Source organism: Psychrobacillus sp. FSL K6-1267, from assembly GCF_038003265.1.
Taxonomy (GTDB): Bacteria; Bacillota; Bacilli; order Bacillales_A; family Planococcaceae; genus Psychrobacillus; species Psychrobacillus faecigallinarum.
The window spans coordinates 2,115,019-2,135,818 of sequence record NZ_JBBOOR010000001.1; the positions used below are offsets into that span (position 1 = coordinate 2,115,019).

General features: G+C 35.0%; 23 protein-coding genes and 3 pseudogenes. 8 read left to right on the forward strand and 18 right to left on the reverse strand.

Going from position 1 to position 20,800, the window contains the following annotated elements:
• Positions 1–62: 62 nt before the first annotated feature.
• The gene (locus MHB55_RS10605) at positions 63–608 is read left to right on the forward strand and encodes a recombinase family protein (RefSeq protein ID WP_151109744.1); all 546 of its coding nucleotides are present in this window, start codon (positions 63–65) and stop codon (positions 606–608) included.
• 74 nt (positions 609–682) lie between these two features.
• Here the strand turns inward: MHB55_RS10605 and argH are convergent, their stop codons facing one another.
• Together argH and MHB55_RS10615 are read right to left on the reverse strand one after the other, a co-directional pair.
• On the reverse strand, positions 683–2,056 hold the full coding sequence (gene argH / locus MHB55_RS10610; protein WP_340863191.1) for an argininosuccinate lyase: 1,374 nt from the start codon (positions 2,054–2,056) through the stop codon (positions 683–685).
• Positions 2,053–3,261 (reverse strand): argininosuccinate synthase, encoded by a 1,209-nt coding sequence (locus MHB55_RS10615; protein WP_144536290.1) that lies wholly within the window; start codon positions 3,259–3,261, stop codon positions 2,053–2,055. Before MHB55_RS10615 ends, argH begins: the two co-directional genes overlap by 4 nt.
• Before the next feature lie 204 nt (positions 3,262–3,465).
• On the opposite strand from MHB55_RS10615, the gene MHB55_RS10620 reads away from it, so the two are divergent.
• Positions 3,466–4,491 carry an NADH:flavin oxidoreductase/NADH oxidase gene (locus MHB55_RS10620; RefSeq protein ID WP_340863192.1) on the forward strand — a complete coding sequence of 342 codons (1,026 nt, stop codon included), beginning with the start codon at positions 3,466–3,468 and terminating at the stop codon, positions 4,489–4,491.
• 146 nt (positions 4,492–4,637) lie between these two features.
• Here MHB55_RS10620 and MHB55_RS10625 read toward each other — a convergent pair.
• Both MHB55_RS10625 and MHB55_RS10630 read right to left on the reverse strand, forming a co-directional pair.
• Positions 4,638–4,970, reverse strand: a pseudogene (locus MHB55_RS10625) (OsmC family protein); the annotation flags it as partial.
• 208 nt (positions 4,971–5,178) lie between these two features.
• The gene (locus MHB55_RS10630) at positions 5,179–5,643 is read right to left on the reverse strand and encodes an SRPBCC family protein (protein WP_144536284.1); all 465 of its coding nucleotides are present in this window, start codon (positions 5,641–5,643) and stop codon (positions 5,179–5,181) included.
• A 585-nt stretch (positions 5,644–6,228) separates the two neighbouring features.
• Here MHB55_RS10630 and MHB55_RS22280 point away from each other — a divergent pair.
• The 3 genes and pseudogenes from MHB55_RS22280 to MHB55_RS10640 all read left to right on the forward strand — a co-directional run.
• Positions 6,229–6,321, forward strand: a pseudogene (locus MHB55_RS22280) (MerR family transcriptional regulator); the annotation flags it as partial.
• Positions 6,322–6,348: 27 nt separating this feature from the next.
• The gene (locus tag MHB55_RS22285; RefSeq protein ID WP_370455717.1) at positions 6,349–6,567 is read left to right on the forward strand and encodes a hypothetical protein; all 219 of its coding nucleotides are present in this window, start codon (positions 6,349–6,351) and stop codon (positions 6,565–6,567) included.
• 34 nt (positions 6,568–6,601) lie between these two features.
• Positions 6,602–7,903: a hemolysin family protein gene (locus MHB55_RS10640; protein ID WP_151109732.1), complete on the forward strand. Its 1,302-nt coding sequence runs from the start codon at positions 6,602–6,604 to the stop codon at positions 7,901–7,903.
• A gap of 123 nt (positions 7,904–8,026) precedes the next feature.
• On the opposite strand, the pseudogene MHB55_RS10645 reads toward MHB55_RS10640, so the two are convergent.
• From MHB55_RS10645 to MHB55_RS10655, 3 genes and pseudogenes are all read right to left on the reverse strand, one after another.
• A pseudogene (locus MHB55_RS10645) lies at positions 8,027–8,525 on the reverse strand (DinB family protein).
• A 79-nt stretch (positions 8,526–8,604) separates the two neighbouring features.
• Entirely contained in the window at positions 8,605–9,516 is a 912-nt protein-coding gene (locus tag MHB55_RS10650; protein ID WP_144536279.1) for a WYL domain-containing protein, read from the reverse strand.
• A gap of 16 nt (positions 9,517–9,532) precedes the next feature.
• Positions 9,533–10,102, reverse strand: coding sequence for a YdeI/OmpD-associated family protein (locus MHB55_RS10655; protein WP_144536277.1), 570 nt, complete (start codon positions 10,100–10,102; stop codon positions 9,533–9,535).
• A gap of 188 nt (positions 10,103–10,290) precedes the next feature.
• On the opposite strand from MHB55_RS10655, the gene MHB55_RS10660 reads away from it, so the two are divergent.
• Complete coding sequence (locus tag MHB55_RS10660) at positions 10,291–11,100, forward strand: STAS domain-containing protein (protein WP_340863194.1); 810 nt, start codon at positions 10,291–10,293, stop codon at positions 11,098–11,100.
• Between the two features lie 333 nt (positions 11,101–11,433).
• A complete protein-coding gene (locus MHB55_RS10665) occupies positions 11,434–11,574 on the forward strand; it encodes a hypothetical protein (RefSeq protein WP_154310755.1) in 141 nt (46 codons plus the stop codon).
• 9 nt (positions 11,575–11,583) lie between these two features.
• Here MHB55_RS10665 and MHB55_RS10670 read toward each other — a convergent pair whose 3' ends face one another.
• The 7 genes from MHB55_RS10670 to MHB55_RS10700 form a co-directional block, all read right to left on the reverse strand.
• Positions 11,584–12,435 carry a phosphotransferase gene (locus MHB55_RS10670; protein WP_151109724.1) on the reverse strand — a complete coding sequence of 284 codons (852 nt, stop codon included), beginning with the start codon at positions 12,433–12,435 and terminating at the stop codon, positions 11,584–11,586.
• A gap of 29 nt (positions 12,436–12,464) precedes the next feature.
• Positions 12,465–13,352, reverse strand: coding sequence for an alpha/beta fold hydrolase (locus MHB55_RS10675; protein ID WP_340863195.1), 888 nt, complete (start codon positions 13,350–13,352; stop codon positions 12,465–12,467).
• Positions 13,349–13,762, reverse strand: coding sequence for a GNAT family N-acetyltransferase (locus tag MHB55_RS10680; RefSeq protein WP_340863196.1), 414 nt, complete (start codon positions 13,760–13,762; stop codon positions 13,349–13,351). The genes MHB55_RS10675 and MHB55_RS10680 overlap by 4 nt, the downstream gene beginning before the upstream one ends.
• 186 nt (positions 13,763–13,948) lie before the next feature.
• Positions 13,949–14,659, reverse strand: coding sequence for a class I SAM-dependent methyltransferase (locus MHB55_RS10685; protein WP_340863197.1), 711 nt, complete (start codon positions 14,657–14,659; stop codon positions 13,949–13,951).
• Between the two features lie 15 nt (positions 14,660–14,674).
• Positions 14,675–15,217, reverse strand: coding sequence for a DUF4825 domain-containing protein (locus tag MHB55_RS10690; protein ID WP_144536266.1), 543 nt, complete (start codon positions 15,215–15,217; stop codon positions 14,675–14,677).
• Positions 15,207–15,890 (reverse strand): hypothetical protein, encoded by a 684-nt coding sequence (locus tag MHB55_RS10695; protein WP_340863198.1) that lies wholly within the window; start codon positions 15,888–15,890, stop codon positions 15,207–15,209. Before MHB55_RS10695 ends, MHB55_RS10690 begins: the two co-directional genes overlap by 11 nt.
• The gene (locus tag MHB55_RS10700; protein ID WP_144536262.1) at positions 15,883–16,236 is read right to left on the reverse strand and encodes a PadR family transcriptional regulator; all 354 of its coding nucleotides are present in this window, start codon (positions 16,234–16,236) and stop codon (positions 15,883–15,885) included. The genes MHB55_RS10695 and MHB55_RS10700 overlap by 8 nt, the downstream gene beginning before the upstream one ends.
• Before the next feature lie 218 nt (positions 16,237–16,454).
• On the opposite strand from MHB55_RS10700, the gene MHB55_RS10705 reads away from it, so the two are divergent.
• Positions 16,455–16,583: a hypothetical protein gene (locus MHB55_RS10705; RefSeq protein WP_255475378.1), complete on the forward strand. Its 129-nt coding sequence runs from the start codon at positions 16,455–16,457 to the stop codon at positions 16,581–16,583.
• A gap of 165 nt (positions 16,584–16,748) precedes the next feature.
• Here the strand turns inward: MHB55_RS10705 and MHB55_RS10710 are convergent, their stop codons facing one another.
• The 4 genes from MHB55_RS10710 to hpaD form a co-directional block, all read right to left on the reverse strand.
• Positions 16,749–17,393 carry an SDR family oxidoreductase gene (locus MHB55_RS10710; RefSeq protein ID WP_340863199.1) on the reverse strand — a complete coding sequence of 215 codons (645 nt, stop codon included), beginning with the start codon at positions 17,391–17,393 and terminating at the stop codon, positions 16,749–16,751.
• A gap of 66 nt (positions 17,394–17,459) precedes the next feature.
• Complete coding sequence (locus MHB55_RS10715) at positions 17,460–19,088, reverse strand: catalase (protein ID WP_154310750.1); 1,629 nt, start codon at positions 19,086–19,088, stop codon at positions 17,460–17,462.
• Between the two features lie 129 nt (positions 19,089–19,217).
• Positions 19,218–19,634 carry a VOC family protein gene (locus MHB55_RS10720; protein WP_154310749.1) on the reverse strand — a complete coding sequence of 139 codons (417 nt, stop codon included), beginning with the start codon at positions 19,632–19,634 and terminating at the stop codon, positions 19,218–19,220.
• 178 nt (positions 19,635–19,812) lie between these two features.
• Positions 19,813–20,796, reverse strand: a complete 984-nt coding sequence (hpaD, locus tag MHB55_RS10725; protein ID WP_144536255.1) for a 3,4-dihydroxyphenylacetate 2,3-dioxygenase — start codon at positions 20,794–20,796, stop codon at positions 19,813–19,815.
• Positions 20,797–20,800 lie beyond the last annotated feature (4 nt).

Below are 20,800 nucleotides of genomic sequence, written 5' to 3' on the forward strand. Positions count from 1 at the left end.
CATACCATCTTCATTCCCAAAATGGAACCTTTTTGGGGACAAATGTAAGGAGTTGCTTTTATATGATTTATGGATATGTTAGACCCCTCTATAATGATGTTACTTGCAAACAACAGCTAGCATGTTTAGGCTCTCGAACACAAAATATTTTTCAGGAGAGCCACGGCTCATCAAAAAAACGTACAGAGCTAGAGTCACTTCTAATGAACTTAAAAAAAGGAGACATCATAGTAGTGGAAAGAATGTTTGTCCTTGCCGATACAACAAGACATCTTGTAGATCTTCTTAAGCTTGGTGAAAGAGACGGCGTTGTCATTCAATTCATTCATGAGGGAATACAAAGTGATGAGGTACTTAATCTTTCATTGAGAGTATATATGCAGTATTTAATGGATTTTCAGACAGACATAGTAAAACAGACTACAACAATTGGCATAGAAAATGCAAAGGAACAAGGAAAAACATTAGGACGACCAAAAAAACCGGATACTAATATAAAAAAAGCAATTGCCATGTACCATTCAGGAGAATTCACTCTCCATGAGATTAAAGAAGAAACGGGCATAAGCAAGTCAACACTATATCGCTATCTGGAGTCCGCTGAGTAAAATTAGTAGCTTACTAAATAACGTACAAAGAAAACCCGCAGAAATTGTGTTTATCTATTCCTACGGGTTTTACTTTATATTAATCGTTTTTTAGCTTCTTCTATTTGAATTTCAACCTGATTAAAGCCTGTTCCACCTAATGAATTTCTTCTTCTGACAGCAGCTAATGGTGATAATACCTCGTAAATGTCTTCTTCTATTAAGCTATTAGCTTCTTGTAAATCATTTAAAGGAAGATCTAAAAGGAAATATCCACGTTGAATACATAGGAACACCAGCTTACCAGTCACCTCATGAGCTTCTCGGAACGGAAGTCCCTTTGCTGCTAAATAATCTGCAAGCTCTGTAGCGTTTGAAAAATCCTTATGCACTGTATCATGCAACCGCTTAGTATGTACAATCATTGTCCGAATCATTCCCTCAAAAATTTTAAGAGATCCAACAATTGTCTCTACAGTATCAAACATACCTTCCTTATCCTCTTGCATATCTTTGTTGTATGCAAGCGGCAACCCTTTTAAAGTGGTTAAAAGTCCCATTAGGTTTCCAAATACACGACCAGTTTTACCACGGATTAACTCCGCCATATCTGGATTTTTCTTCTGAGGCATAATACTTGATCCAGTAGAGAAGGAATCGTCCAATTCGATAAAGTTAAACTCAGAGCTAGACCATAAAATAATTTCTTCTGCAAAACGTGATAAGTGAGTCATGAGCAAGGAAGAGTTACTTAAAAATTCAACGATAAAATCACGATCACTTACTGCATCCATACTATTAGCATAAACATTACTAAATCCAAGATAATCTGCTGAAAGCTTACGTTCTATCGGAAAGGTAGTTCCTGCAAGTGCACCGGAACCTAGCGGTGAAATATCAATGCGTTTCATAGAATCTAAAAAACGTTCTTTGTCTCTCTCAAGCATCCAAAAATAAGCCATTAAATGATGCGCAAAGGAAATTGGTTGGGCACGTTGTAAATGAGTATAACCTGGTGCAAGTGTTTCGATATGATCCTCTGCTTGATTCACGATTGTTTTTTGGAATACTTGGATCAACTCAATAATTTCTTCTACTCGGTTCTTTAAATACAAATGCATATCTGTTGCAATTTGGTCATTCCGGCTTCTCCCAGTGTGTAACTTTCCACCAACTGGTCCAATTAAATCTATTAACATCTTTTCTAAATTCAGATGTATATCTTCATTAGCAATAGAAAACTCAAGCTTATGTTCCACTGCAAGCTGCTTAAGTTGAACTAGGCCACTGAGAATTATGTCTACATCATCAGTAGATAAAATATTGCAATCGCCAAGCATTTGGACATGTGCAATACTACCATCTATATCTTCCATTACTAACTTTTGATCAAATTCGATAGAAGCTCCAAATTCGTCCACCCATTGCTCGGCGGATTTTTGGAAACGTCCACCCCATAACTTGGTCATACCTGCACCTTCTTTTCTCCCTTGTTTACCATTGCATGTACTTTTGTCGGTAGTCCCCATAACTCAATGAATCCAACAGCTGAAGTATGGTTAAATTCGTCTTCGGACGTATAGGTAGCAAGTTTTTCATTGTATAAGGAGTTTGGGGATTTACGTCCTTCTACAATCGCATGACCTTTGAATAGTTTTACTCGTACAGTTCCATTTACATATTGCTGTGTTTCCTTTAAAAATGCCTCAAGTGCTGTTTTTAATGGCGAAAACCAAAGCCCCTCATAAATAAGCTCTGTTAATTTCTTTTCCATTACCGGTTTAAAGTGAGCGAGTTCCTTTACTAAAGTGATATCTTCAAGTTCTTTATGAGCGAGCAGTAAGGTGTGTGCCCCAGGTATTTCATATACTTCACGGGACTTTATACCAACTAAACGGTTTTCTACGTGATCAATACGTCCAACGCCATGCTTCCCAGCTACATCGTTTAATTTTAGAATAAGCTCATGTAATGGATAATTAACTCCATCAAGTGATACTGGAACTCCTTTTAAAAATTCGATTTCAATAATGTCTGCAGTGTCGGGTGCATTTTCCAATGAAACTGTTAAATCATAAGCATCTTCAGGTGGTGCTGCCCAAGGATCCTCTAAAATACCACATTCATTTGCACGTCCCCAAAGGTTTTGGTCAATAGAAAATGGACTATCTAAGTTAATTGGTATCGGAATATTCTTCTCTTTTGCATAAGCGATTTCTTCTTCACGACTCCAGCTCCACTCACGTACCGGAGCAATTACCTCTAAATCTGGATTTAATGCATTAATAGAAACTTCAAAACGTACTTGATCGTTACCTTTACCAGTACAACCATGAGCTACTGCAGTGGCACCTGTTTTTTCAGCAATTTCCACTAGTTTTTTAGAAATCAGTGGACGTGACAGAGCAGATACTAACGGATATTTATTTTCGTACCACGTGTGAGCCTGCATAGAGATCAATGCATATTCATTTGCAAATTCTTCCCTTGCATCAATCATATAGCTTTCAATTGCTCCAACTTCTAATGCTTTGTTTTTCACAAACTCCAAATCCTTGCCTTCTCCTACGTCTAAACAAACAGCTACAACATCATAGCCCTCATCCTTTAGCCAAGTAATTGCAACTGAAGTATCTAATCCACCTGAATATGCTAAAACAACTTTTTTGCTCATATTAAATTCCTCCAATGTATTTATATACGGTTATTTCGTATTAATATACATAATGTAACATTAAGATTGTATAAATACAACCAAAATTTATTAAATATGCATATTGAAACTTTTCATTTATAAAATCTGTGTTTCTATTAATGCGCATTATTTGAACGAATAGACAAAACAAGCGATAATAACAAAAAGGAGTGATTGATAGAAATGTCCAAACTATTTACACCGTATAATGTGAAAGGTTTAAGTTTAAAAAATAGAATTGTAATGGCTCCAATGTGCCAATACTCCGTAGAAGCTAAGGATGGGATCCCGAATGACTGGCATTTTGTTCACTATGTATCACGAGCGGTCGGTGGCACAGGCTTAATAATTGTGGAGATGACAGATGTAGAACCTGACGGGAGAATTACAGATTATGATTTAGGTTTATGGTCAGATGAGCAGATTCCTGCATATGCAAGAATCGTAACTGAAGTACATAAACACGATGCTAAAATTGGTATCCAAATTGCTCATGCTGGAAGAAAAGCTACAGATGCCGACCAGCCGATAAGCTCCTCCAATTTACCTGTAGAATCTGATGGCACATGGAAGGAACCAAGACCATTAACTATAGAAGAGATAAAAGAAATGGTAAATAAATATAAAGAAGCAGCTCGCCGAGCGGTAGATGCAGGCTTCGATACAATTGAACTCCATGGAGCTCATGGCTATTTAATACACCAATTCCACTCCCCTTCTATAAATAATCGTACTGATGAATATGGAGACAATTATGCTAAATTTGGTGTAGAAGTAATTAAAGCTGTGAAAAGTGTTATGCCTGAGGATATGCCACTATTGTTCCGAATCTCAGCAATAGAGTATATAGATGGTGGTTATGGTTTAGAGCACTCTCTTGAAATTGCAAAACAGTACAAGGAAGCTGGAGTAGACGTATTCCATGTTTCTAGCGGAGGGGAAGCTAACCCTGGAAAAGTAAAGCCTGCAAATACTCCTGGTTACCAAGTACCTTTTGCAAGAGCATATAAACAAGCACTAGATCTACCAGTAATTGCTGTAGGAATATTAGAAGATCCAATTTTAGCCGAAAAAACCATGGCTGAAGAGGATATAGAGCTGGTAGCTATTGGCCGAGGTATGTTAAAAGATCCATATTGGGCATTGCATACTCAAGAAATTTTAGATGGCAAAACTACCGTGCCAAAAGCTTATAAAAGAGGATTTTAAGATAAGGACAAGAGTCTTTTCTAGGGATCTTCTAAAAAAAGAGGATGGTCGTGACTTATGTCATTACCATCCTCTAGTTATTTTCGAGAACTCATTCGCTACTATAGAAATTGATATAAAAGCCTCGTTCATTATAGTAAGCACGCTTATTTTTCTGTTTGTTGAACATTTACACCTTGAGATACAACCTTGACACCATTAATTAATGAATCTAATGCTGGACAGTGAACTTCTACATATGAAGTGAATTCTTCGATTTTCTTTTTAGGCTCATCGGATATAATATTGACTTTATATCTGATCTCTAAAAAACCAGGTCGAATATCCGAAAGTCCAAGGAACCCATCTGTATCAATATCTCCTTCTAACTCAACAGTTAGATGATGGTATTGGACGCCAAGTTTCTTAGCTGACATTTGAGCGACTATTGTTTGACAAGCACCTAGTGAAGAAAGTAATAATTCTAATGGATTCATTCCTTCATCTGTTCCACCTAAACGAGTTGGTTAGTCGATTATCACTTTATGCCCTCTTGTTTTTACCTCAACTTGTAGCTTTTCAACCAAATCAGCTCTCGAACTCATTGTAGTAATTACCATTATTATCATCTCCAATTCTACAAATATTATATTACAAAACTATTAAAAAGAGTGATAATTGCATGTGTTTAGTGATAACCTAACGGATTTAGATTTGTATTCTTTGACTTTCAGCTATCCTTTTTAATTCATGGGAACGTTGTTTTAAAAAACTTGTCATATATCTTTTAAGAAACAAAACATCTGCTAGTTTCCCTAAAATTCCTAAAGGTGATCTATAGACAAATTCATCCCTGACTAACGTGCCAGTACCTTGTACTTTAAAATGATGAGTATGTGTAAAAGAATGGAAGGCACCACTTACCATGACATCCTTAAATGTATACGGCTTCTCCATTTCAATGATTTTGGCTGTTAGTTTTTGTCTAATACCAAAATGGGTGGCTTCCCAGGTAACACAATCTCCTTTATTTAATAAGCCATTAGTTTTGCCATCAACAGCCTTTTCCTTTGTTTGTCCGGTTGTTTTTGTATGAATGGTCACATCCCTCGAAAGATCAAAGCAAAGGTCTATTGGAGCATCTATAAAAATTTCACATATGATAGTTGGCATCTGTTATCTCCCTTCTACTTGAAAAATTCACCTTTTAAAATAGTAGAATTCTTTCATATTTCTACTATAAACCATTAAAGTATTCACGAAATGTCTTCTAATAAGAAATTGACGAAAGAAGTAGATTTATATCCGTTTAGAATTTTTTATGATCGTTCCAAGAGGTTTTATAACCGGATAGAGAAATTTATGACCGTTTCACTCTTTATACGAAAAGACTATATACTCTCGGCTGCTGAGTACTGTCTATCTTCTAAACTATCGTATAACAAGAGATATATTAAGATGATTTATATTCATGTCTAAGTCCCTTTTCCAGCAATTTCTTAAGGTCCTTCTCCTAAGAAAAGTATATATTTATGGATAATTAAGCTATGAATTTTGCCTTTTTTCATACACTATACTCTTATTTACATAAAGCTAAAAACTATAAATGAATTTGCTAAACCTTAGTATTATCACTTGCAATTCAATTAAACACATAATATACTAAACCATAACGTTACGGTTAGGAGTGATACAGTTGGGAAAGAGAAACTAAGAATTGGCGAATTAGCTGAGAAAAGTGGCATCACTAAACGTACCATTGATTATTATACTACTCTTGGTCTATTAGAAGCTGAACGTTCTAGTTCCAATTATCGTTACTATCCTTATGATGCGATTGAAAAACTAAGACTAATTGAAGAGAAAAAGTCAGATGGTATGTCACTAGAGCAAATCAAAAGAGAGCTTGCAAGAGATGTTGTTGAGGAAATAGACATTCAAGAAATACGATTACAGATGAAATATTTGGAAAAAGAAGTTTCTCATTTATTGGAACAAATAAATGACAAAGAAGATAACACTAAACATTCTATTAAACAGAAAGTTTCAACAGAAAGTGTTGCGCTTATGCAATCCTTATTACTATTGATCACTTAGGAGGTGAAGTCTTACTTTCGAGTAAGACAACTTATTGACCGCATTGAATTTAACGATATTTGTCATATTAATAGCTTTAACAGCATTCTTCGTTGCTACGGAGTTTGCCATTGTAAAGGTACGACAATCAAGAATAGATCAATTACTTGCTGAAGGACGGAAAGGTTCTAAAGCTGCAAAACAAGTTACTACTCATTTGGATGAATACTTATCGGCCTGCCAGCTTGGTATTACTGTAACAGCTTTAGGTATCGGGATGGTTGGTGAGTCAACTTTCGAGTTTATCCTTCATCCATTATTTGAAGCGATAGGAATCGGCACTGACAATATTCATTATTTCACCATAGGGGCTGCCTTTGTAATAGCTACCTTTTTACACGTAGTAGTTGGTGAACTGGCTCCTAAAACAATAGCAATTCAAAAAGCTGAAGCAGTAACTCTTGTATTCGCTAAACCAATAATGATTTTTTATAAGATACTTTATCCCTTCATTTGGTTCTTAAATGGTTCTGCTCGTTTGCTAGTTGGCCTTTTTGGTATGAAACCAGCATCAGAGCACGAGCTATCTCATACAGAGGAAGAGCTTCGCCTGCTTCTTGCAGAAAGCTATAAGAGTGGAGAGATAAACCAAAATGAATTGAAATATGTAAATAACGTTTTTGAATTTGATGATCGAATCGCACGAGAGATTATGGTACCGAGAACTCAAATAATTGGATTTGAGATAAACGCAACGTTTCATGAGGTCTTAACTACCATCTCTGAAGAGCGGTATACGCGTTATCCTGTATATGAAGAAGATCGAGATAACATAATTGGATTTATCAACATTAAGGACTTCCTAACACAAGGTATTAACAATCGTATAACAGTAGAGAACTTTACTATAAAGCATTTTGTAAATCCCGTGATTAATACTATTGAAACAACCCCAATCAACAGCTTACTGTTAAAAATGCAAAAAGAACGTATTCACATGGCTATATTATTGGATGAATACGGTGGTACTTCTGGACTTGTAACTGTTGAAGATATCCTGGAGGAAATAGTAGGAGAAATTCGAGATGAGTTTGATGACGATGAAGTACCAGATGTTCGCAAAGTAAAAGAAGACCATTATATAATCCATACAAACGTTTTACTTGATGATGTTGCAAAATTATTGAGAATTGACCTGTATAATCCTGACGTAGATACAATCGGTGGATGGTATTATACACAGGATATAGATTTAAATTTGGATAATCAAATTGAGCATGATGGTTTTATGTTCTCTATCCATGACAAGCAAGACAATCATATTCAATTTATTGAAGTACAAAAATTGAGAGCTTAACAATATAAAAAAGAACCCATTTTGATGATTGCTATCAAAATGGGTTCTTTTCGCTTATACCTCACTTTTTATCATTTTTTAAAACTTGGCTTGTTAAGCTGTACATCAATAAGTTAATTTGAACTAACTATGATACCAATATAAAGATAAGTCATTCATTGTCGAAGCGTGCCCCTGTTGTCTTAACATCGTTGTTATGTTACCTCGATGATAAGTTCCATGATTAGCAACATGAAATAAAATTTCTGAGTAAGCCGTTTCTCTAGCACCTGACCAAGGATTATTTAGATTAATTTTTTGTTCTAAATCCTTTTGGCTATCCAACCATTCCTCATAGTCTGAAGCCAGTTCTTCCAATGACTTAACAAATTCATCTTCAGAATATAAATTGGTCTTTTCTAAGAAAGCTATTGAAGCTTCCAATGCTTCTTGCATATCCATTCCTTTAAGTACTTTTAACCACATAACATCTACCACATAAATATGACTAAACGTTTGTGCAATAGTTGGATAAGAACTACTAACTTCTTCATTCAAAACATTCCTTGGTAATTCCTTTAGTCTTTCTAGTAACACCTTATTAGCCCAAACATGATACTCATACATTTTTTCCGTGATTCATTTAACATCTACTCCTTCTTTTCTTGGTTTTAATAGTTGATACACTTGTATTATAAAAAAAGATATATGACAGCAGTTTGTCATACATCTTTATAAACTTTAATTATTTTTTTTGCCTCTTCTATTAAAATTGATTGTAGTTCTAAAGGTTTGATAATTTTAGCCCCACTACCGAAGCTTAAAAGAATAGATTTAAGCCAGCCAGCTTGTAGAGGCCTATAAACAGAAATTGTAAATGTCATACTTCCATCACTGTTAAGTTCTTTTGGATAATTTTGGAATTGGTCTAACACTTCTGCTAAGGAATTAGGTTTCACCCAAATTATTACTTCCTCAAAACCTTCTAAACTATCGTCTAAATGAGATGAATCACCTATTATTTCGTGATTCTTTATAAATTTTTCTTGTGTCAAATTTATATTTATCATACGGGATATTCGAAATTCTCTATAATTCTTACGTTCTCTGCAATAACCATATAAATACCAGTTACGAAACTTATAATGGAGGCGAAGAGGTTCTATTTTCCGTGATGTAAATTCACTCTTATTATTTACATAATCAAAGCGGATGACTCTTCTTATATGTATAGCTTTTCGAAGATCCATTAATGAATTTGGTTCAGTTCTATTGTTTTCTAAGTCAATCATTAAAACATTGTCACCATTTACATCCAGCGATTTTAATCTTTCTATCGTATGTTCAACTTTCTTATCTTCAAAAATACTCGATAAACTATTTAATACTGTTATTAAATTTAGTATGTCAAAGGAACCCATTAAACTTTTATCAAATTTATAGCCTTGTATTATTCCGAAGCCACCGTTAGTACCTTGGTATGAAACGACTGGTATTCCTGCTGCACAAATAGTTTCGATGTCTCTATAAATTGTCCGGGATGATACTTGAAATTCATCAGCTAAACTAGAAGCTGACAAAATTTCATTATTTAGGAGCTTGAATATGATGGATATCAATCGTTCTATTTTCAATTCTCATTTCCTTCCTTCAATAATTAATTAAGCGACCATTGTCATTCCACTGACCGTACATTTTGTTTTCTCTCGTATTTTCAATAAACTTATCCAACCTTTTATTAAAGATAACAGGTTCATTTTTATAACTTTGAATTGTATCAATTCTAATTCTCCTGTATAGTTCAGGAAAATTAACGAAGTTCTGATATAATTGCTCCTCTTTTTTCAGACAAGTTTCGATTTCTATATTTATAGTAAAGGATTCAGGCTGCATATCAGGGAGAATTCTCAGTCCTTCTTCTTTCATCAAACCTAATTTTTCGAGTCTCCTTACTCTTTCTTTATTCAATTCTGTCCAGTTACTTTTTTCCTTTCTTTTGGAAAGCCTTTGAGCTAGTTCAGTATCTGATATTTTCTTCTTTGTACCATCAATCCAACCGAAACATAATGCCTCTTCAACTGCATCTAAATACAGGATGTCGCCTGATTGTTCAGTCATACTTACTAATACCCAACAAAATGTTTCTTTATTTGAATTTAGCTCAAGCCAATCTCTTAATCCCTGCCTTGTACTAACTCTTATCAAATTATTTATTTCCATTTCAACCTGTCCTTTCTAAAAGAATATTTGTTACTAGTATAGCTTTTTATTTTATTTATTTGAAATGTCTGTGAAATTAATACTGAAAAGCTTACTATATTCATTTATTTCTTATTGATTAAAACCTTGACTTAAAAGAATCAAATTTTTATGATGAATAAGAAGCCATACAAAAAGGGAGAAAGAATATGAGCTCACTTAAAAACATTTCGGATTATATCTTTAATAATAAGGAATTGTTGGCTAACGAAATAGTTAATGGTGTAGTCCATTCTATAGATATGGAAATTCCGCCTTGGGAGCAAGAGCAAGCGATAAATATGTATATAGAATTTGTAAGCTTTATTGGGGAGTATGTCATAAGCGGAGAAGAAAAAATTCCTGATTCTTTGTTGGAATGGAGTAAGAAGAATGCGGCAATGGTCTCTCTAGATGGTAATTTATCGATTTTAGTAGTTAGATATCTCCCTACCCGCAATGTTATAACTGAGATACTTACTAATTTAGCTGTTCAGTTCAATCTTAGCTTGCACGAATTAAGTAAAATGATAATTCAAGTTAATAGAATGTTAGATATTAGCCTTAACGAAACTGTTGCAAATTATGAATTTCTTGCAAGCGAATATCAGAAGACTTCTCAAATGGAAATAGCTAAAGTAGCTACACCAATTGTTCCAGTAAAAGATGGAATAATTGTTTTACCATTAGTAGGACACATCGATACTTTTCGAATCCAATATTTGATAGAAAATTCTACTACTAAAATAGCAAATATGGATGTAAATTACGTAATAGTTGATTTTTCTGGCGTCTATAAAATAGACAAAGAAAATATTCGCATTATAAATGAAATGGTTCAAATGATTCGTTTAATGGGCATTAATGTAATTGCCACTGGAGTAAGTCCTGATCTAGCTAAAATGGCTATCATAGAAGGGATAGAAATATCTTCTATAGTATATCCAAATTTAAAAATTGCTTTAGAGAGCATACATTGATCTCTTATGTATTAATCGAAAATCAGTACAAAATAACGCTTAAGCAACCACAGCTCAATATTTTCAAAGCTTGAAAGGCCATTTCTCAAAGATATGGCCACTGACTGTAGACAAACCAGAGAAATTTGAAATTGTCTATAGTCTTTTTTTTTACAATACATAGTGAGAAATCGTCGATTTCCATTTCAGGCGCTGCGCTTTCCACGGGCACGGCATCACCCTCCTCCCTCGCTGCGCTCAGTCCGAGCGCTTCAGGCCAACAGGATGTTGGTAACAAAGTCGAATTTCCACACGATGTGGCGTATTTAACCTTTGATCAATCGGAAGGAAGCAGTGCAATCGTTAAAGAAATGGATTTATCAAGATAAGCCTGAAATAATAGAAACTGATATGGGCTACTCAAAATTAATATCGATGATTGGAAATTCCACTATCACACTTATTTTTATTGGATTATTTATCAATCAGATGTAGATAGGGTTTCTAAACAATCGCTTTCCAATAATCCCAGCCTTTTTTATAAATCGGCCAGTCCTCTGGATGATGCTTGAGGCAAGTAGCCAATCTAAAATATAAACCAATTGCAACCTCTTTATACAGGTTATTAGCCAAATATTCATCTTTTATATTCATCAAGGAAAAGGCATAGTCGATTGTTTCCTTAGATAGGTCATCAGCGGATGAACAAAAGGCGTAAACCAGGTCATACATTGGATGACCTATGACTGGTGAAGCATCAATAACACCTTTAAGTTCTTTACCATTAAATATAAAATTATGTACTCCACAATCTCCATGTAAAAGGAATGGCTTTAAATTCAGATTACTTTGATTTTGGATTAAATCTTGTACGAGCTTGAAGTCATCTTCACCTAAATAATCTGCTAACAAGATTGATGATTCTTCAACTCTTGTTTCCATGAAATCAAACCAGGAGGAAGAAAGATCATCAGCCCATCCCCAACCATTATATTTTTTTGTTATTTTATAATGATTGATGAGCCCCTCAACAAGTAATTTAAGCATTTGCTTTTTATCTATTACTCCGAGATTAGTCTCTCCTTCTATGAAACTATAAACTAAATACTTATGTGTTTTTTCCACATACATAATATTCGGTACAAGGTCAATTTCTTCATATATTTTCAAAAACTCACCTTCTGCATCTATTAAGGCAGGGACATTACTTTTTACTACTATTTTTTCTCCCACTGTGTTTTGTATAAGGTATAATTCACTTACGGTTCCACCTTGCAAATGAGAAACTTGCCATTTTACATCTGCTGGCAATATCCCCTTACTAATAAGCTCATCTAGAATTACATCTATGTTCATTTTCTTATCCTTTCACTTGCTACTATAATCTAAGATTCTAAAAATGCGAGGACTTGATTTACGTACTTATCTGTTTCCTCTATTTCAGGAAAATGTGCACTTTCATTAAACAAAACCCACTTACTCTTTTGTAAATTATTATGTATGAGATTTGAAATGCCTAAACCGCTATTACGGTCATGGACTCCTGTAATGATAAGGATTTCATTGGTAATTTGAGATAATCTTTCATACAATGGAATTTCGCGAGGATTTCTTTGTAACGCTGCCATCATATGACCCGAATTTTTTAAGCCACTTTCAATCATTTGCTTTCGGTAAATATTTGCGTTTTTTATATTATTGAACATAAATTTGTCTAAAGTGTATTCATTAACAATTTCCCAAATCTTTTTGTGTTTTGTGTGAATGGAGGATGTTTCGGCTAAAACTTGTTCTATCTCGTATAAAAGTCTTGGCTCCGCCACAGAGACAAATCCTGCGATTTGAAGCAAATACTGTGTTTCTAATGAAATAAGGCTTGGACATGAGGTTATTACTTTGTGTATTATTTCAGGTAAGCTAGCAACTATCTCGAGAGCTAACTCTCCTCCAAACGAATAGCCAAGTAAGTCAACTTTTTGAAATCCAGACCACTCTAGTATCTTAGTAAAATCTTCGATTAAGAGCTCATATGAATAATCACTTTGTGATAGAGGTTTTTCACTCCTTCCACAGCCTCGTTGCTCATAATAAATAACCGTTCTGTGATCAGATAATTTTGCTCCTGCAATATGCTCAAATACGTAATGATTACCTCCTGGTCCTCCATGAATAGCTACTAGGGGTATCGTATTATGTTCTATTCCCTCGACTTTAATCCAGTGAAAAATGTCGTTGATCTTAATTTTGTACTCTCCATTGGCTATTAAATTCATCGCTTCAACCTCATTAAAGTACTCCCGTTCACATCAGTTGAGAACCCAAATTGCTCATAATAAGAAACTAATCGTTCAGGACAATAAAGCTCAATTCTTTCCACACTTTGAATAAGGGAATTTTCCAGAAGACTATTCATTAATGTAAAACCTAGTCCTCGATTTCTATCGCTCCCTTTTACTATTACATCAAAAATAAAGGCTCTGTACATACCGTCTGTAATAGCTCTTGCAAACCCTACTAGCTCATCGGTCTCACTATCAACCAAACCTATAGCTACATGACTTAAATCTAACATTTTTAGTATATCGTCATTTGTTCGATTTTTTGTCCACCATTGATTTTGAAACAAAAGAAATAAGTCATTTAAATGTTTTTCTGTGAATATAGTTACAATTTTTAAGACCATCTAAACCCCTCCAAGAATTATGTATATCAAAACAATAACATAGTTAATGGAATATAATTGTAAGTTCCGTAAAATAATACAAAAAACCAATAGAAATAAATTTGAAAAGAAGAGATAGTTTCTTTTCTATATGGAGTACTAACAATCATTGTGTTTGTGTAATTTCTTATTAAACATAGAATAGATCTAGCCATGTTTACTTGCCTGTATTATCAAGAAATGCGGTGCTTTTTTCAGTTTTTGATAACCACTTGAATCCCTTTTCTTAAATTCTTCTGTAGGCTGTGGCTCTATTATTTTTTCTAATTTAAAATATTGTAAGGTTTCATTCAGTATTGTTTGCATAGGCCTTCTGTAAAAAGGGACCTCAATGATTTTACCATCACTGGTCCACTCATCAACAATTAGTTCGTGAGAAAAATAGTTCCCTTCTTTTGATAATCTCACGTCCATAGATGGATGATGAACAGAAAATAGCAATTTTCCACCTGGTTTTAAGATTCTATTAAATTCTTTGAATGTAGACTTCCAATCTTTTAAATAATGAAGGACTAGAGAGGAAATAATTAAGTCATAGCTGCTATTCATAAATGGAAGTTCCTCTGCTAGGTCTAAACAAACAACGGTAGCTTTTTCACCAACTCTTCTTTTAGTAGCGTCAACCATATTTTGACTAATATCAGTAGCTGTAACTATTGCTCCATGTCTAATAAGTTCACAGGTGTACCAACCAGCTGCGCAACCCGCATCTAACACGTTTAAGTTACTTACCGACCTTGGTAATTCCTTAATCATGGCAGGTCTTTCATACTCTGTGTTATAAAAGCTTCTTTGATCCACATGATGCTCATAGTCATTGGCAAGTTCATCATATGCTTTTATTACACTTCTATTCAAAATGATTGCTCCTTTTTAGATTGACGTATACTGCACTATCCATTCTTCTAAAACAGCATTGTTCAGTGGAGATTGCACTTGTTCTTCAAATACTTCTGGATCTAAAAGCACCTCCAAATCTCCCAGAACTCTCTCCACATTTTCTCTCTTTACAAAAAATGATTCTGTAGGAAATCGAAGCTCTATCTGTTCTAGATTTTTAATAAGAACAAAAGCAGCGGTTGTATTATAGATGATGGATTTTTGGATATGCTGTTGAGGTAAACCCTCTAAATCCTTGTAATTGACAATTAATAAGTGAATTTTGGAATCCTGCTCATATCCATTCAAATAATTTTGTAAAGGGAGCGATTGAAATAGTTGTGCGTTGTTTGTTAAATTCCCCATATACCTGTTCTCATAAGCTAGAACTTTGCTAAAATCATGCGTTTCAGGATTAAGCTGTTGTATCGTTTCTTCTTCCATTGCCTTTTCTTCTGCTGGTATATAAAAGAGGTTCATCCAACCAAACAGTATAATTCCGATAATGAATAGCACAATGATTATCTTATTCTTCATAAGTTCTCTGCTTTCCTCCTAAGATTAGCATTTGTCTAAGTCTGTTCATTAATAGGGGTATGATTATTGAAACAAGCGGAGCCAAGTAGCTAGTAACTATTTGTCCAAATTGATATGGTCCATCAAAAGATATAGTGCGTCCAAACCATATGTCACTACCAAAATAAACGGCAGTAATCATTCCCCATTGACCTACGATAAATAACGTCCATATAATCCAAATCACTGTTTGCCATTTCTTTAAAAGCCCGAGGTTAATATTTTTTAAATCATTTGTTAAAAAACCTCCACTAAACTTTAACACGATATAAAAAATGCCAATTATTATTATCAGTATAAACAGAAGCCAGCTAGTAGCCCTTAAGGAACTATAAATATTTAAAGGAATGGAAACTATCCACGCGACCAACAAATAAAGAAGCAACCATTGAGTTATCTCAACCATAACTTTATTTAACTGAATGGTTTGCACCCCTTCTATTACCCCATCCAGTTTATCCATTTTTTCAGTACTGACCTTAAATGCTTGTTCGGCGGAAAATCCTTTATTAATAACTAAGTCTTCCATTTCCGCCTCTAGATTTCCTATTACTTCTTCTTTTAAATCTAATGTTTCTTCGTTTTTGGGGTACCCAGCAAACATCTTATTGACATATTTCCGAACTTCACTCACTCTGTTCGCTCCCTTCTAATACTAATTGATCTATGAGCAATTTCGCTCTATTCCATGCCATTACATTTTCTTGATATACAGATAAACCTTCCTTCGTGATAGTGTAATATTTTCTTCTTCCTCCTTGAGACTGATCTCCCCAATAGGCATTAATAAATCCTAACTTTTCTAATCTTTTTAGACTGCTATATAAACTTGGCTCCTTCAAAATATAAACCCCATTACTATCGTTGGAAATAGCCTTCACAATTTCATACCCATAATTATCTCCACGCTTTAAAATTTTTAAGATAATTGTATCGATATGGCCTCTTATTAAATCGGCACTTACCTCATTTTCCGACAAGCTTATCACCTCCTTTATAATGTAAGACATATTACTATGTGTGTCAATGTACTATACAAGAAGTAAAAAAAATATAATACAATATATTCCTGTTTTAAGAATATACGTTAGAATTTCTGAATTTTTATAAATTTCATTTAAAAATAATGTTTAAAATGTATATAATTCAGGAATAATAGATTAGAAACTTTTAACCCAATTAAAAGGAGCTACTTCGAATGAATCTCATATATTTAGAACTAGTTAAGCTAGTAGACGATTACTATAGGTGTGAAAATGATACTTTAAAAAAAGAAATCCTTCATGATATTCAATTACTAACCAGGGCAGTATGTCTGACTGAATAAATAATAAAACCTCCTACTACTAGCATACTATTTCATTTCTATTCGAGTAGTGTTTAACAAAAGAAAAACAGACCCCTAAGAGAATGGAGTCTGCTAATATCATTTTTAATCGGTAAGTAAAACTTAGTTTTATTCATTACATTCTATTAATTAATTTTCAACTTTTTATATATTTTTTAAAGCTTCCGTAATAGAAACTTTACCATTTACGACATTAAAGCTTTTTTGATAAGTACTTGGTTCCTCTAATGACGCTATTAAAACATCCGCCACGTCTTCACGTGTTATCGTACTTGGTTTTGCCTCAATTCCAGCCGTAATTTTACCTTGAGCCTTTTCATTTATTAAACCACCAGGTCGAACAATTGTGTAGTTTAGGCTACTTTGCTCTAGCATTCTATCTGCATAATGCTTCGCCACATAGTATGGACGCATTTCGGCATTCCAGTTTTCTCGTTTGTCAGCATCATAAGCGCTCACTAGAATATATCTTTCCACACCTGCGGCTTCTGCTGCCTCCATTGTTTTCACTGCTCCATCTAAATCAATTAACAAGGTTTTATCCGGACCTGTATGTCCACCTGAACCAGCAGTGAAAATGATAGCTTCGGCTCCTGTAAATGCTTCTGTCAGCGAATCAACCTTACCCTCCAAATCAAGTAATACAGCTTTTATTCCTTGATTATTAAAGTCTTTAACCTGTTCCTGTTTGCGAACAACAGCAGTTACAGTATGCTGATCATCAATTTGTAATTTTTCTACTATCTGTTTACCAATTTGTCCATTTGCTCCTACAACTATTACTTTCATTGAAACTCACTCCTTTTGATGGATGAAATAAAGAACCCCTCCATTTAGCGAAGGGGTTTGAAATTATTAGTAAGGTTTAGATTCTCGGCCAACATCCTCTGCTTTATCTGCTGCAGCATTGGCTCCAGGAGAGCTTTGTTGCTCTTCTTGTTTTTTCATTTCTTCCATTTCTTTCATTTCTTTCATCTTACGTTGAATACCTTCTTTTACACGTCGACCGTAGTCTTCATCTGCCTGTGTAAAATGATAAATCATAGCCTCTTGGATACGAGGATCACAAATAGAAAGTGCTGCAGATAAGTTTTTGATCAATTCTTCGCGTTCCCAATCCTCAAAACTACGGTATGTCTCACCTGCTTGACCGTAGTTGTTCTCACGATCTATTGGTGCACTTGTTGCTTTTGCATTATATTGAGGTTCGTGTTTTATATGTTCTGTTTTTTCTGCTTCTTGTAATCCACCAATCATAGATGGCTCATAATTGACATGTGGATTGCCTCCAGCTTCATCAGGTCTATGCACATCCATTTGTCCACGATGCTGATTTGTTCTAACTGGAACTTTAGGTGCATTTACGGGTAATTTCAAATAGTTAGCTCCTACACGATAGCGTTGTGTATCGGAGTAGGAGAAAGTACGTCCTTGAAGCATCTTATCGTCTGAAAAATCCAATCCATCAACTAATACCCCAGTACCAAAAGCAGCTTGTTCAATTTCTGCATGGTAATCAATCGGATTGCGGTTTAAGACCATTTTACCGACTGGTAGGAATGGAAACTGATCTGGTGGCCATAATTTGGTGTCATCTAGCGGGTCAAAATCAAGCTCTGGATGTTCATCATCACTCATGATTTGAACAAATAGTTCCCATTCTGGATATTCTCCTCGCTCAATTGACTCATACAAGTCTTGTGTAGCATGTCCCACATTTTTTGCTTGAATAGCATCCGCTTCTTCTTGTGTTAGATTGCGAATACCCTGTTTAGGCTCCCAGTGGTATTTAACTAGTACTGCTTCGCCCTTTTCGTTAACCCATTTATAGGTGTTAACTCCAGATCCCTGCATATGGCGATATGTAGCTGGAATTCCCCATGGCGAGAATAAGAAAGTTATCATATGTGTCGCTTCAGGTGATCGAGAAACAAAATCAAACATACGCTGAGGACTCGGAATATTTGAAGCAGGATCTGCTTTAAAAGCATGTATCATATCAGGAAACTTCATCGCATCGCGAATAAAGAAAATTTTCAAGTTATTCCCGACTAAATCCCAGTTGCCGTCTTCTGTGTACATTTTTACGGCAAATCCGCGAGGATCACGTGCTGTCTCAGGAGAATCCTTTGAACCCGCTACCGTTGAAAAACGAACCATTAATGGTGTCTGTTTTCCAGCACCAGAGAATACTTTTGCTCGAGTGTATTTTTCTACTGGTTCATCTCCCACTTTTCCATACGTTTCAAAATAGCCAAAAGCTCCTGCTCCTCGAGCATGGACTACTCGTTCAGGTACTTCTTCACGGTCAAAGTGCGAAATCTTTTCGATAAAATGATAATTTTCAAGTGTAGCTGGACCGCGATTACCTATAGTACGTATATTTTGGTTATCCGTTACAGGATGTCCTTGGCGAGTTGTTAGAGTCTCTCTTTTCTGCTCACTTTCTTTTGAACCATTTCTCATTTCTTTTTCTTCTGTCATGATGAAGCCCTCCCTTAGAAATAGTGCATTCTTCATTTTTATTTCCCGATTTTATTAATCTTTAAACTTAACAAATCGCTAATTATGAAAAAATAGTCTGTAAAAAAGAGACCATGATAGTCTTTTTTATTATTGCATATTAAATTTTTCTTTATATGACGGGCTCAGTTCACTCCAAACATCGAATTTGTTACCGTCCGGATCCTCAAACACAAAATTTCTACCTGCATGTCCTCTATTTTCTACTTGTCCTACTTGGACTAGGTTTTCATTTAACTCATTATGTAAAGATATAAGATTATCTAAACCATCAACTTCAAATGTTAACGCAAAACAATCTTGACCATTGTTGTCTATAAAGTTTAAAGTTTCACCCGCTTTGCTCTTAATCAAAAAGATGCTGTGATTTGCTAAATTTAGAATGGCTTTATCCTCATCTTGATAATTTTTTCTAGCTCCAAGTTTCTCCGTGTACCACTCGCTTGAAAGTGCAACATTAGAAACTGGTATATACGTAGTTCCCACTCTTACTAATTTTTCACTCAAAATTATTTCCTCCTTTATTTTATTTTACTATTAATAGATATTATTAATCTATTTTTTCAGAATACTCTTTCTGTTATTTTTTCGCAATTTTTTCAATATAGCCTTGAAGTCACATACTATCATAATTTTCCCTATCCACAAAAATACCACCTAAGCTCTAGTCTCAGGTGGTTATACGTCATACTAAAATTTTAGGTTTTCTCTGTTCAAGCATCGGCTCCTCGCTATTTATTTCTTCTCCTGTTTCAATATCGATAAATGTACTAGTTTCGTTAAACCACTTATCTGGTGCTTGGTGTCCCCAGAATGTTTGACGTAGTGGATCATTTAAGTCCCATCGCTTTGGCTTCATATCAGGATCGCATGTCAAATAATCGCCGGTATACAATTCGATTCGGTGACCATCTGGGTCTCTTAAGTAAAGGAAGAAGGCGTTAGATAATCCATGTCGGCCTGGCCCACGCTCAATGCAATCCGCATAGCCCATACTAGCCAATACATCACAGCAGTCTAACACGCTGAGACGATCTGATAGGGTATAGGCGAAATGATGAAGTTTTGGTCCTGGTCCGCTCATAAATGCCTGATCATGGACGGTGGGCTTTCGGAAGAGCCATGCAGCCCATAAGTCCCCTTCTTCAGTTTCTGTATACTCTGAGCAAGAAAACCCTAGACTGTTTACATAAAAGTCATAGGCTTTTTGCACGTTCGGTACAGCACAATTAACATGATCAATTCGCTGAATTTTTGCTCCCCGGTAATGATCGTATTTTTGAAGCATTCGTTCGACAATAGGCATTTCAGCAAAAAATTCTAAAGGTATACCTGAAATGTCATGAACTCTTAGCGTTCTACCAATTGCATGCTGTTCACCTTTAGGAATCCATTTTGTTTTAAGTCCCTGAGCAAGAAACAACTTTTCTAAAAAATTAAGGTCCTCTTCTTTCATCACCTTGTAGCTCAGCACTTCTACAACAGACTTTTCCGATTTTTTAAGTGCTAGGCTATGATGGCAATGCTCTTCTAACCCTCTTAAATAAACATGATTTTCATCTCGCTCTGTTTCTATCATTCCTAAGCCATCTACATAGAATTTGCGAGAGAGCTCTAAATCCTTAACATGGAGAACGGTTCGAGCTATACGTATGATGGAAAAATCCAACAGG